This window comes from Phenylobacterium aquaticum (genome assembly GCF_947378715.1).
GTDB lineage: Bacteria > Pseudomonadota > Alphaproteobacteria > Caulobacterales > Caulobacteraceae > Phenylobacterium > Phenylobacterium aquaticum_A.
On record NZ_CANCLE010000031.1, the window covers coordinates 18,030 to 29,949 of the forward strand.

Here is an 11,920-nt window from a genome sequence, read left to right on the forward strand (position 1 = left end):
TCGAGAGCCCTCGCCGAAAAGTGGGAACCGCTTTTCGGATTCACGAGGGCTCTAACTTCAATGTCCTTAGATGTAGCGGCGCAGCGAGCGGGCCAGTTCCGAGGCGCCCGAGCGCTTCTTGGTCTGGGCTGGCTGATAGGCGACGCGGGCGTGTTCGCCGCAATAGGGGCCGTCCGACTGGCGGCGGCCGCAGAAGGTGAAGCCGTCGCTGGACGGATCGCCGATCGGCCACTTGCACATGTGGGCGCCGAGGGTGAGCACCGTGGCCGAGCCAGGGGCTTCATCAATGTAGCGGACCGGAGCCGGCGCCGGGGCGGCGTTCTGGGTCGCGACGGCCATGGGTTCGGCGATGCGGCGCGGGGCGGCGGGCTGGGCGGCCGGACGCTGCGGACGCGGCGCCTTGAACACCGGGCGGGCGGGCTTTGAGGGTGCGGCGCGGCCCGACAACCCCAGGCGGTGAACCTTGCCGATCACAGCGTTGCGGGTGACACCGCCCAGCTGTTTGGCGATCTGGCTGGCCGAGAGGCCATCCTGCCAGAGCTTCTTCAGCGTCTCGACGCGCTCGTCAGTCCAACCCATGTTTCCGCCTCCACCGCGCTTATCACAAATCCCGGCGGCGCCCCCGCGGCCTGGCCAGGATCAACATCTTGTGGCGTTTCGTTTTCTCGCCACCAGCAACTACCAGATATCGTAAACAGTTCCTTAATGACCACAATAGGCGCCCCCACCTTCGTCCACAGAAACAACATGTAGCGTCGCACTGTCGCACCCTTGGGCGCTCTTGCGCTGGCGCGCGGGAGCGCGCACATGGCGGATATGAAGGATATGCCCGCTTCCGAAGCCGTCCTGCCGCCGGAACCCCGCAACTACCATGGGGTGAACTGGGCGGGGCTCCAGACCCTCTACATGCGCGAGGTCCGCCGGTTCTGGAAGGTCGGCATGCAGACGCTCGCCGCCCCGGTGGTGACCTCGCTGCTCTATATGATGGTCTTCGTGGTCGCCGCCCAGGGCGCGCGGCCGCCGGTGCATGGGGTGGCCTTCGGCACCTTCGTGGCGCCCGGCCTGATCATGATGGCTATCCTCAACAACGCCTTCGCCAATTCGTCCTCCAGCCTGCTGCAGGCCAAGATGAACGGGCTGATCGGCGACTTCCTGACCCCGCCGCTCACCCCGCCGGAACATGTGGCCGGCTTCGCGCTCGGCGCGGCGACCCGGGGCATATTGGTGGGCGTGGTGACCGCCGTGGTGGTCATGCCCTTCGCCCATGTGCCGGTGACCCACCTGTGGGCGGTGCTCTATTTCGGCCTGGGCGCGGCCCTGATCCTGGGCCTGCTCGGCGTCATGGCCGGGCTGTGGGCCGAGAAGTTCGACAATATGGCCGTGGTGACCAACTTCATCGTCATGCCCATGACCTTCCTGTCGGGCACCTTCTATCTGGTCGACCGCCTGCCCGAGCCGTTCCGGTCGGGCAGCCACTTCAACCCGTTCTTCTATCTGATCGACGGGTTCCGCTATGGCTTCATCGGCCACGCGGAAGGCTCGCTCTATACCGGCGTCTTGATGACCGCCGGCCTCGTGGTGGCCCTGACCTCGGTCTGCCTGTGGATGTTCGAGACCGGCTACAAGATCAAGACCTGAGGCGCTCTCGAAGGCCCCCGAGAGGCTTGGCGTCCGCGCCCGCCCATGACTAAGCTCAGACCCTAGCGACCGTCGGCGTCAGACCGGTTGGCGCAGGGGGGCGAGGACATGACGGCGATCACGGATCGGGCTGGCTTGAAGCCCGTGGAGCTTGGGGTGGCGGTCGTGCCGCTGCTCGCGCTGGCGGTGTTCATCAACTATGTCGACCGGGGCAATCTCGCCACCGCCGCGCCGCTGATCAAGGATCAGCTGCACCTGTCGGCGACCCAGATCGGCCTCCTGCTCTCCGCCTTTTTCTGGAGCTACATGCCCGGCCAGCTGATGGCCGGCTGGCTGTCGGAGCGGATCAACGCCTATCGCACCCTGGCGCTCGGCCTGGCCATCTGGTCGGTGGCCACCATCGCGTCGGGCCTGGCCGGAGGGTTCATGTCGCTGATCGTGCTGCGCATCGTGCTGGGCTTTGGTGAGAGCGCCGCCTTCCCCTGCAGTTCCAAGCTGCTCGCCCAGCACCTGCCGCATGACAAGCTGGGCGCGGCCAATGGGCTGATCGGCGTCGGCCTGGCCCTGGGCCCGGCCTTCGGCACCTTCGCCGGCGGCCTGCTGATGGCCAGGCTGGGCTGGCGGCCGGTGTTCCTGCTGTTCGGCCTGGTGTCGCTTCTGTGGCTGGTCCCGTGGCTGATCTCGACCCGTGAGGCCTCGGCCGAGGCGACCCGCGCGCCTGCCGCGCCGGCCCCGTCGTTCCGGGCGATCCTGGCCAAGCGCGAGGCCTGGGGCGCCAGCCTCGGCCACTTCTGCAACAACTACGCCTTCTATTTCGTGATCTCCTGGCTGCCGCTCTATCTGGTCAAGGCGCGCGGCTTCAGCGTCTCGCACATGGCCGAGGTCGGCGGGCTGATCTATGTGGTCTACGCCGCCAGTTCGATGACCGTGGGCTGGGCCACCGACCGCTGGATGCAGGCCGGCGCCAGCGCCAATCTGGTCCGCAAGACCACGATCTGCACCGGCCTGATGCTGACCGCCGGGGCGATGATGGCCTGCGCCATGGGCGACGCCCGCACCTCGGTGATCAGCCTGTTCGTGGCGGGCGCCGCCTTCGGCTTCGGCACCCCCAACATCTTCGCGATCGGCCAGACCCTGGCCGGCCCGGTTGCGGCGGGCAAATGGGTGGCGGTGCAGAACGTGTTCGGCAGCCTGGCCGGCATCATCGCCCCGATCATCACCGGCGCGGTGGTCGACCGTACGGGCCAGTTCTCCTGGGCCTTCGCCATCGCTGCGGCCATGGCCCTGCTGGGCGTGGTCGGCTGGGGACTGGTGATCCGCAAGGTCGCCCCGGTCAGCTGGGCGCAGGCCTGAGGACGGCGTGTCATCGGGGTGACGTGAAAACCCGTCAAACCCCGGCCCCATAGGCTTTTGTTTGACAACCGGGCGTTCGGCGTTGAAAACGCCAAGCCTTCAAGTCCCCGCCGCCCCGCGCCGGGGACGCTATCTTTTGAGAAGGCTTCCACCGTGACTGAAAAGACGGCGACGCAAAGCCCGCCCGTTCCCAGCGATCACATCATGGGCGTGTACAACCGCACCCCGCTGGCGTTCGAGCGAGGCGAGGGCGCGCGACTTTTCACCACTGACGGGGAGGCCTATCTCGACTGCATGGCCGGCATCGCGGTCAATGCGCTTGGCCACGCCAATCCCAAGCTGGTGCAGGCGGTGAAGGACCAGGCCGAGAAGCTCTGGCACGTCTCCAACATCTTCACGATCCCCGGCCAGGAAAAGCTCGCCAAGGTGCTGACCGACGCGACCTTCGCCGACGTGGTGTTCTTCACCAATTCCGGCGCCGAGGCCGTGGAGTGCGCCATCAAGACGGCGCGCAAGTATCACTGGGCCAAGGGTCACCCCGAGCGCATCGACATCATCGGCTTCGACGGCTCGTTCCACGGCCGCACCCTGGCCGCCGTCAACGCCTCGGGCAACGCCAGCTATCTGGAGGGCTTTGGCCCGCCGATGCCGGGCTTCATCCAACTGCCCTTCGACGACATGGAGGCCCTGAAGGCCGCCGTCGGCCCGACCACCGCGGCGATCATCGTCGAGCCGGTGCAGGGCGAGGGCGGCGCGCGCTGCCTGTCGGTGGAGAGTCTTCGGGCGCTGCGCCAGCTGTGCGACGAGACCGGGACCCTGCTGATCCTCGACGAGATCCAGTGCGGCCTGGGCCGCACCGGCAAGCTGTTCGCCTATGAGTGGGCCGGCATCGAGCCGGACATCATGGCGGTGGCCAAGGCGCTCGGCGGCGGCTTCCCGGTCGGGGCCTGCCTGGCCACGGCGGAGGCGGGCTCCGGCATGACCGTCGGCTCGCACGGCTCGACCTATGGCGGCAATCCGCTGGCCATGGCTGTCGGCCTGGCGGCCATGGAAGAGCTGAACAGCCCCGAACTGCTGGCCCATGTCCGCGAGGTCGCCGGCTATTTCACCCAGCAGTTCGAAGGGCTGAAGACCCGCTTCCCAGACGTCGTCGCCGACATTCGCGGCAAGGGCCTGTTGATCGGCCTGAAGCTGGTGACCCCGAACCGCGAATTCATGCAGCACGCCCGCGACCAGCACCTGTTGATCGCCGGTGGCGGCGACAACTGCGTACGCCTGCTCCCCCCGCTCAACCTCACCCTCGAAGAGGCCCGAGAGGCTGTGGAGAAACTGGAGCGCGCCTGCGAAGCCGCTCGCGCCCAGGCCAAGGCCGCCGCCTAGTCCATCCATTTCCGGCGGAGGCCGGGACTCAAACAACAGGATTCTCGCGACCAGGCGGAACCTGGACCCCGGGGCTATTTCCCCGGGGAAGCGGGAATTGGGGGATCGCAATGACCCAAGCTCCGAGACACTTCCTCGACCTGTGGCGGCTCGAAGCCGCCGATATCCGCGCCATTCTCGATGACGCCCATGCACGCAAGGCCGCCCGCGCCGGCTGGCCCCAGGGCCGCGTCGACGCCGACGCGCCGGGCCGCGACCGCGTGCTGGCGATGATCTTCGAGAAGAACTCCACCCGCACCCGCTTCTCCTTCGACGCCGCGATCCGTCAGCTGGGCGGCTCCGGGATCATCTCGACCGCCGCAGACATGCAGCTCGGTCGCGGCGAGACCATCGAGGACACCGCCAAGGTGCTGTCGCGCATGGTCGACGCGGTGATGATCCGCGCCAACAGCCATGAGGACGTGGAGCGCTTCGCCTTCTCGTCCACCGTGCCGGTGATCAACGGCCTGACCGACAAGAGCCACCCCTGCCAGATCCTGGCCGACATCATGACCATCGAGGAGGCCCGGGGCCCGATCCGGGGCAAGACGCTGGCCTGGGTCGGCGACGGCAACAATGTCTGTTCCAGCTTCATCCACGCGGCGCCGAAGCTGGGCTTCAAGCTCAACATCGCCTGTCCGGCCCTCTACCACCCGGACCTGATGGACCTGGCCCGGGCGGAGGACCAGCAGGGCCGGATCGAGATCACCCGCGACCCGCGCGAGGCCGTGCGCGGCGCCGACTGCGTCATCGCCGACACCTGGGTCTCCATGGGCGACAAGGACCATGACGAGCGCATCGAGGCGCTGGAGCCCTATCAGGTCGATGACAGCCTGATGGACCTTACGGCCAAGGACGGGGTGTTCCTGCACTGCCTGCCCGCTCACCGGGGCGAGGAGGTCACCGACGAGGTGATCGACGGGCCGAAAAGCCTGGTCTGGGACGAGGCGGAAAACCGCATTCACGCCCAGAAGTCGATCCTGGCCTGGTGCTTCCGGGTGATCTGACGGGCCGCAGCGCTAGCTGATCCCCAGCGCGCGGACCACCGCGCCCTGGTCGAAATAGGGCCGCTCGCAGATGATCTTGTCGCTGCCGGGGCCGAACTCGAAGCTCGCGGCCATGCGCACCTTGAAGCTTTTCCCGGTGGCCTCGACGGTGCGGCCGGGCAGGCGCAGGGGGCCGAGATGGCTGCCGGTCAGCCAGAACTCGACCAGCACGGTGTCGCCGGCGGCGGCGATGGCGATGATCTCATTGCCCTGGTCGGGGAAGGGCGTGCGCGAGGCGGCGAAATAGCCCCGCACGGCCTCCTCGCCGTCGAAGACATTGCCCGAGCCGTACATCTCGTAGCGGGGGTGCTCGAAGGTGGCGATCACCGCGTCCCAGTCGTGGACGGTCTCCAGCGCCATGTGGTCGCGAACGACCTGGATGCGGCGGGTGGTCAGGTCGTCGGCGGTCATCTTGTCATCCCCTCAAGCGGCGCTCTCGCATCGGGCGCCTCCAGCCCCTATATCACCGCGTCAATTCCCGCGAGACACGACAGCCCCATGACCGCACCCGCGACCGCCGCCGACAACCTCGTCGCCCCCTTCCAGATCGAGGGCGAGCCCGTGCGCGGCCGCCTGGCCCGGATGGGGGACGCCGTCGACAAGATCCTGAAGGGCCACGCCTATCCCGAGCCGGTGGCGAACCTGCTGGGCGAGGCCTGCGCGCTCGCGGCCCTGGTCGGCTCGAACCTGAAGTTCGAGGGCCGGCTGATCGTCCAGGCCCAGGGCAATGGGCCGGTGCGCTATGTGGTCTGCGACTATGACACCACCGGCGCCCTGCGCGGCTATTGCCGCTATGACGATGTGGCGGTGGCGGAGGCCGCCAAGGGCTTTGTGCGGCCCGGCGCCAAGACTCTGCTGGGCGAGGGCGTGTTCATCATGACGGTGGACCAGGGCTCGGACATGGACCGCTATCAGGGGATCACCACCATCGAGGGCGAGACCCTGGCCCTGTGCGCCGAGCAGTATTTCGCCCAGTCCGAACAGACCCCCACCCGGGTGCGCCTGGCGGTGGGGCAGGTGGACACCGGCGACGGCCCCCATTGGCGGGCCGGCGGCATGCTGATCCAGAACATCGCCGAGGACGACGCGCGCGGGCCCACCGCCGAGGCCTGGGTCCGCACCCAGGCCTTCTTCGAGACCATCGGCGAGGACGAGCTGATCGATCCGACCATCTCGGCCGAGACCCTGCTGTTCCGCCTGTTCCACGAGGACGGCGTGCGGGTGTTCGAACCCAAGCCGCTGCAGGCCTTCTGCCGCTGCTCGCCGGAGCGGATCGCCGGCGTGCTGAACTCGTTCAGCGCCGGCGAACGGGCGGAGATGGTCGAGGATGACGGCCTGATCCGAGTGACCTGCGAATATTGCTCGACGGTCTACGCCCTGACCCTGGAAGAGCTGGCGGCGGGGTAGGCGTCAGGCCGGGTCGATCCGATAGGCGCAGCGCCGGGCCGCGTCCAGCACGTGCTCGGTGCGCGAAATCCGCGCCGGCGCCAGCAGCATCTCGAACATCGAGAGCTCTGCGCGGCAAAAGCCCTGGCAGGCGGCGGCGGCGGCGCAGATCGGGCAGTGGTTCTCGATCAGCAGGTAGGAGCCATCCGCGTCCCGCCGCCATTCGGCCATGTAGCCCTCGGCGCTGCGCAGGGCGGCCAGGCGGTCGAGGCGGGCTTCCAGCCCGGGATCGCCGCCCAGCGCCCGGCCATAGGCCTGGGCGGTCGCCTGCTCGCGGCGGCTGATCAGCCGGTCGAGGCCCTCGGCGCCGAATTCCAGGCGCACCGCCTCGATCAGCTCGACGGTCATCTGGGCGTGGGTGTCGGGGAACCTTGCCTGGGCCTTGCCGGTCAGGGACCAGACCTGCCGGGGACGGCCGACCCCGGCGCGTTCGGTCATATGCTCGACCAGCCCTTCGGCGGCGAGCTTTTCCAGCTGCTGGCGGGCCGCCTGGCGGGTGACGCCCAGATGCGTCGCCACGGCCAGGGTCTGGGCCGGACCCGCAGTCTTCAGCCAAAACAATATGTCGTCGGGGGCGTTGCGCATTTGACAATCTAATGATTGCAAAAACCATCGCATCCGTCTAGTCCCGACCTTCTGAATTTGTAAGCCGGGGAATTGTCAAATGGGGACGGTCAAGCCGGGAAGCTGGGCGGACGTGCTGGGCGAAGGCCGCCTGCCGCGCTTCGTGCTGATCTGCCTGGGCGTCTGGCTGAACGCGGCGGACTCCCTGGTCACCGCCACCATCATGCCCAGCGTGGGCAAGGCGCTGGGCGGCTACGCCTATTTCGGCTGGGCCACGGCCGGCTATCTGCTGGGCTCGGTCCTGGCGGGGGCGAGCTCGGGCCTGCTGGCCCGCCGCTTCGGCCTGCGCCGCGCCACGGCTGCGGCCGCCGCCCTCTACGCCCTGGGCTGCGTGATGAGCGCCGGTGGGCCGGACATCTGGATGTTCCTGGCCGGCCGCCTGTTGCAGGGCATCGGCGGCGGCTGGGTGGTGGGCTTCTGCTCGGTGGCCATCGGCCTGATGTTCCCCGACCGCACCCTGCCCAAGGTCTATGCGGCGATCACCGCCGTCTGGGGGGTGGCCAGCCTGCTGGGCCCGCTGATCGGCGGAGTCTTCGCCGACGCCGGGATCTGGCGCTGGGTGTTCTGGTCCTTCGCCCTCCAGGGCCTGGCGGTGGGCGCAGCGGCCTTCGTCATGTTGCCCAAGGGCGAGGACGGGGAGGCGGGAACCGCCATCGCCTGGCCGCAACTGGGGCTGATCGCGCTCGGCGTCGTCGCCATCGGCCTGGCCGACCTGGCCGGCGACTTCGGGCGCTCGACCGCGCTCACCCTGCTGGGCGTCGTCTTGCTGATCGCCATGGTCTGGGTGGATGAGCGCGCGGTGGCGCGACTGCTGCCCAAGGGGTCCAGCGACCTGCGCACCATTCCAGGTTCCGGCTACGCCGCCATGTTCCTGCTCACCGCCGCCTCCATGGGCTTCGGTGTCTATGGTCCGGCCATCCTCCAGACCCTGGCGGGCATGAAGGCGCTGACCGCCGGCTATGTGGTGGCGGCCGAAGCCGTGGCCTGGACGGTGGCGGGGCTGGCGGTCTCCAACCTGACGGGGCTCTGGTCGGGGCGGATGATCCGGCTGGGGGCGGTCTGTTCCACCCTGGGCGTGGGCCTCAGCGCGCTCGCCTTCCCGACGGGACAGGTCTGGCCGGTGCTGGTCGCCGGGATCGCCCTGGGCGGCGGCTTTGGTCTGTCCTGGGCGTTCATGGCCCAGAAGGTGCTGGCCGGCCTGGCCGACGCGGAACGCGGGGTCGGCGCGGCGGCGATCTCGACCGTGCGCCTGACCGGCTCGGCGGCCGGGGCGGCGACAGCGGCGGCGATCGCCAACCTGACCGGGATTTCCCACGGCCTGACGATCGAGGCGGCCCAGAGCGCGGGACTGTGGGTGTTCGCGGCGGCCTTGCCAGTGGCGCTCGCCGGCCTGGCCGCCTCCTGGCGGCTCGGGTCCGAACGGACGACCTTTAGCTAGGCGGCCTTGTCCAGGGCGCTCATCATGCTCTGGACCTGATGCAGCATCTTGGGCGAGCGGGACAGCTCGTGGATCGTGTCGGGCTGAGCCATGACCCGCTTGGCCTCCAGGCGGGCGCGTTCGGTGGCGGGGCCGGGCGGGGCGGTTTCGCCCATGGCCATGCGGATCAGGCCCTGAAGCTTCTGGACCGGCGGGGTTCCGACGCGGCGCAGCTGGGCGATCAGCTTGGCCTCCGCCTCGATCTGGCCGCCCAGGTCGCCGATGATGTTCAGCAACGGCTCGATCCCGGCCTCCTTGCCGCCGGAGCGCGCGATGCGCCGATAGAGGGCGGCGAGCTGGGCCAGCCTGGCCCCCGCCGGCTGCTTGGTCGACTTGATCTCGGCGTCGAACTTCAGCGAGGTGACACAGGACTGCAGCCAGCGCACGGCCTGGCGCTTGTGGATCCCGCCGACGACGCTCTCCATCAGCCGGACCAGCGCCAGGGCCTCGTCGATCGGGCTGCGCGCGACCTTCAGATAGGCGGTGACGAATTCGGAGCCGACCATGGCGTGGGAGCGGGAGACAAAGGCCTCATGCACCGCCTCGGCCCCGCCCAGATGCTCGGCGGCGGTCATCAGGGTGATGGCCAGGACGCGGGTGATCTCGACCTCGCCCTCGGCGCTGGCCGGGCGCAGCCGCTTGGGGCTGGCGATCTCGCCCAGGATCTTGCGGCCCAGGGCGACGCGCAGGCCGCTGACCCGGGGGTCGGCCGCGAAGCGCGCCAGGCGCTCGCCGATGGCGGTGGGCTGGGGCAGCAGGGTGGCGGCGGCCGGGTCGAAGGCGGCCACGGCCTCGGCGACCTCGGGGGCGCTCAGCTGGGCCAGGGCCCCCAGGTGGCCCGCCGCGTCGAGGTCGGGACCCAGCAGTTCGGCCATGGCGCCCGGAATATTCAGGATCTCGGCCATGGGCTGGGCCAGCACATGCATGGCCAGGTCTCGGCCCGGGCCGTCCTCAGGCGCGGCGTCGGCCAGGTTCAGCACCCGCTCGACCTTGGCGCCCCAGTCCTCGGCGGACTCCAGATAGGCGGCGACGGCGCCGCCCAACAGGAACAGCCGGTCATTGACCTCGACCAGCTCTTCGCAGGTGTCGGCGAAGGTCGAGAGCGACAGGGCCGCGAAGCCATTGGCCTGGGTGGTCAGGCGCAGGCGGGTGGCCGCCCCGTCGATCACCGGATGCAGCGACTTGATGACCTCGTGCACGGTGGAGCGGCGCAGCAGGGCCTCGGGCACGGCGAACTTCTGGACCGCGTGCTGATATTCGCCGCCGGTGTTGCGCAGGGTCTCGGTGAGGTCGAGGCGGTGGATCAGTTCGAAGGCGGTGATCTTCTTGCGGGCCAGCCAGGCCTCCAGCACCTCGGCGATGCGGGCGCGGGCCATGGGACCATAGAGGTCGGCGCCGGTGCGGCAGCGCGGCGGCGGCAGATCGCCGGAGGCGAGCTTGCGGGAGACGGGCGAGGTGAAGTCGCCTTCCCGGCGGATGACCAGGGGCGTGAACTTGCCGGACTTGGGATTGCGGGTCTCGCGGACCACCATGACGGCGATGAACTCGCCGCAGCCGATCATCTCATTGGCCATCTGCAGGGCCCGGGACTGGTCTTCCAGCCAGGCCTCAAGATGCATGGCCGCGCCGGGGCGACGGGCAAGCACCTCATAGTGGACGAGTTCCTCCATGTCCCCAATATGGGCGATCGACCTTTACGGCTGGTGAAGCCCGGGACGCGCTACACCTCTGCGTCGAGACGCCACAGGCATGGGGCCCAGAGAACCCGGTTCTTTGAAACCTAGAGTTGGTCCAGGCCGTAGGCGGCGTGCAGGGCGCGGACCGCCAGCTCGGTATAGGCGGCGTCGATCAGCACGCTGATCTTGATCTCGCTGGTGGAGATCACCTGGATGTTGACGCCCTTTTCCGCGAGCGCGCTGAACATCGACTTGGCGACGCCGGCATGGCTGCGCATGCCCACCCCGATCACCGAGACCTTGGCCACGTCCTCATTGACCTGGATGTCCTCGAACCCGATCTTCGGCTGGCAGGCGCGAACGATCTCGACGGCGCGCTGGGCGTCGCGCTTGCCGACCGTGAACTCCATATTGGCGGTGTCGGCGGTGCGGGCGTGGCTCTGGACGATCATGTCCACGTTCACATTGGCGTCGGCCAGGGCCCCGAAGATTTCCGAGGACACGCCCGGATGGTCGGGCAGGCCGAACAGGCTGATCTTCGCTTCGTCACGGCTATAGGCGACGCCGCTCACGATCCGCTTTTCCATGATCTCTTCCTCGTCGCACACGATGGTGCCTTGGCCGGGCGCTTCGCCGGGCTCGACAAAACTCGACAGCACGCGGAGCGGCACGCCCTTGGCCATGGCCAGCTCGACCGACCGGGTCTGCAGCACCTTGGCGCCCAGGGAGGCCATTTCCAGCATCTCCTCATAGGAGATCTTGGAAAGCCGGCGGGCCTTGGATTCGATGCGAGGATCGGTCGTATAGACCCCGTCCACGTCGGTATAGATGTCGCAACGGATCGCCTTGACCGCTGCGGCTATGGCCACGGCGCTGGTGTCGGATCCGCCACGGCCCAGGGTGGCGATGCGCTGGTCGCGGGTCACGCCCTGGAAGCCGGCGATCACCGCGATCTCGCCCTTGTCCATGGCGGCGATCAGGTTCTCGGGCGGCACCTCGTCGATGCGGGCGCGGCCGTGGGCGTCGTCGGCGATGATGGGAATCTGCCAGCCCATCCAGGAGCGCGCCGGCAGGCCCATGTTGCGCAAGGTCATGGCCAGCAGGCCGGCGGTCACCTGTTCGCCGGACGCCACCACCACGTCATATTCGTCGTCGGAGGGCGCCAGGCCCTGGGCGGCGGGGCCCGCGCCGTCGGTCCAGGCCACCAGCTCATTGGTCTTGCCGGACATGGCCGAGACCAC

General features: G+C 68.8%; 11 protein-coding genes. 6 read left to right on the forward strand and 5 right to left on the reverse strand.

The genetic code is table 11. From position 1 onward, the window contains the following. Window positions 1-66 precede the first annotated feature (66 nt). A complete protein-coding gene (locus Q7P21_RS06390) occupies window positions 67-579 on the reverse strand; it encodes a GcrA family cell cycle regulator (protein WP_304171128.1) in 513 nt (170 codons plus the stop codon). Window positions 580-816: 237 nt separating this feature from the next. On the opposite strand from Q7P21_RS06390, the gene Q7P21_RS06395 reads away from it, so the two are divergent. The 4 genes from Q7P21_RS06395 to argF all read left to right on the forward strand — a co-directional run bounded on the left by Q7P21_RS06395 (window position 817) and on the right by argF (window position 5,417). Next, on the forward strand, window positions 817-1,638 hold the full coding sequence (locus Q7P21_RS06395) for an ABC transporter permease (RefSeq protein WP_304176276.1): 822 nt from the start codon (window positions 817-819) through the stop codon (window positions 1,636-1,638). 108 nt (window positions 1,639-1,746) lie between these two features. Next, window positions 1,747-2,991 carry an MFS transporter gene (locus Q7P21_RS06400; protein ID WP_304170376.1) on the forward strand — a complete coding sequence of 415 codons (1,245 nt, stop codon included), beginning with the start codon at window positions 1,747-1,749 and terminating at the stop codon, window positions 2,989-2,991. A 204-nt stretch (window positions 2,992-3,195) separates the two neighbouring features. Further along, on the forward strand, window positions 3,196-4,371 hold the full coding sequence (locus Q7P21_RS06405) for an aspartate aminotransferase family protein (protein WP_304176277.1): 1,176 nt from the start codon (window positions 3,196-3,198) through the stop codon (window positions 4,369-4,371). 110 nt (window positions 4,372-4,481) lie between these two features. After that, the gene (gene argF, locus Q7P21_RS06410) at window positions 4,482-5,417 is read left to right on the forward strand and encodes an ornithine carbamoyltransferase (protein ID WP_304176272.1); all 936 of its coding nucleotides are present in this window, start codon (window positions 4,482-4,484) and stop codon (window positions 5,415-5,417) included. 12 nt (window positions 5,418-5,429) lie between these two features. Here argF and Q7P21_RS06415 read toward each other — a convergent pair whose 3' ends face one another. Then, window positions 5,430-5,867: an ester cyclase gene (locus tag Q7P21_RS06415; protein ID WP_304170357.1), complete on the reverse strand. Its 438-nt coding sequence runs from the start codon at window positions 5,865-5,867 to the stop codon at window positions 5,430-5,432. A gap of 87 nt (window positions 5,868-5,954) precedes the next feature. On the opposite strand from Q7P21_RS06415, the gene Q7P21_RS06420 reads away from it, so the two are divergent. Next, on the forward strand, window positions 5,955-6,863 hold the full coding sequence (locus Q7P21_RS06420; protein WP_304170351.1) for an Hsp33 family molecular chaperone: 909 nt from the start codon (window positions 5,955-5,957) through the stop codon (window positions 6,861-6,863). Between the two features lie 3 nt (window positions 6,864-6,866). On the opposite strand, the gene Q7P21_RS06425 is transcribed toward Q7P21_RS06420, so the two are convergent. After that, a complete protein-coding gene (locus Q7P21_RS06425; RefSeq protein ID WP_304170347.1) occupies window positions 6,867-7,487 on the reverse strand; it encodes a metalloregulator ArsR/SmtB family transcription factor in 621 nt (206 codons plus the stop codon). Window positions 7,488-7,566: 79 nt separating this feature from the next. On the opposite strand from Q7P21_RS06425, the gene Q7P21_RS06430 reads away from it, so the two are divergent. Next, entirely contained in the window at window positions 7,567-8,964 is a 1,398-nt protein-coding gene (locus Q7P21_RS06430) for an MFS transporter (protein WP_304170341.1), read from the forward strand. Here the strand turns inward: Q7P21_RS06430 and Q7P21_RS06435 are convergent. Together Q7P21_RS06435 and Q7P21_RS06440 are read right to left on the reverse strand one after the other, a co-directional pair. Continuing rightward, complete coding sequence (locus Q7P21_RS06435; RefSeq protein WP_304170340.1) at window positions 8,961-10,673, reverse strand: hypothetical protein; 1,713 nt, start codon at window positions 10,671-10,673, stop codon at window positions 8,961-8,963. The genes Q7P21_RS06430 and Q7P21_RS06435 overlap by 4 nt on opposite strands. Before the next feature lie 110 nt (window positions 10,674-10,783). Continuing rightward, on the reverse strand, window positions 10,784-11,920 hold a 1,137-nt coding region (locus Q7P21_RS06440; protein WP_304176274.1), incomplete at its 5' end, for an aspartate kinase.

Bases quoted from the DNA above. Each gene is read 5' to 3' on its own strand.
- Q7P21_RS06390 (WP_304171128.1), bottom strand. From the start codon at position 579: ATGGGTTGGACTGACGAGCGCGTCGAGACGCTGAAGAAGCTCTGGCAG.
- Q7P21_RS06395 (WP_304176276.1), top strand. From the start codon at position 817: ATGAAGGATATGCCCGCTTCCGAAGCCGTCCTGCCGCCGGAACCCCGC.
- Q7P21_RS06400 (WP_304170376.1), top strand. From the start codon at position 1,747: ATGACGGCGATCACGGATCGGGCTGGCTTGAAGCCCGTGGAGCTTGGG.
- Q7P21_RS06405 (WP_304176277.1), top strand. From the start codon at position 3,196: ATGGGCGTGTACAACCGCACCCCGCTGGCGTTCGAGCGAGGCGAGGGC.
- argF (WP_304176272.1), top strand. From the start codon at position 4,482: ATGACCCAAGCTCCGAGACACTTCCTCGACCTGTGGCGGCTCGAAGCC.
- Q7P21_RS06415 (WP_304170357.1), bottom strand. From the start codon at position 5,867: ATGACCGCCGACGACCTGACCACCCGCCGCATCCAGGTCGTTCGCGAC.
- Q7P21_RS06420 (WP_304170351.1), top strand. From the start codon at position 5,955: ATGACCGCACCCGCGACCGCCGCCGACAACCTCGTCGCCCCCTTCCAG.
- Q7P21_RS06425 (WP_304170347.1), bottom strand. From the start codon at position 7,487: ATGCGCAACGCCCCCGACGACATATTGTTTTGGCTGAAGACTGCGGGT.
- Q7P21_RS06430 (WP_304170341.1), top strand. From the start codon at position 7,567: ATGGGGACGGTCAAGCCGGGAAGCTGGGCGGACGTGCTGGGCGAAGGC.
- Q7P21_RS06435 (WP_304170340.1), bottom strand. From the start codon at position 10,673: ATGGAGGAACTCGTCCACTATGAGGTGCTTGCCCGTCGCCCCGGCGCG.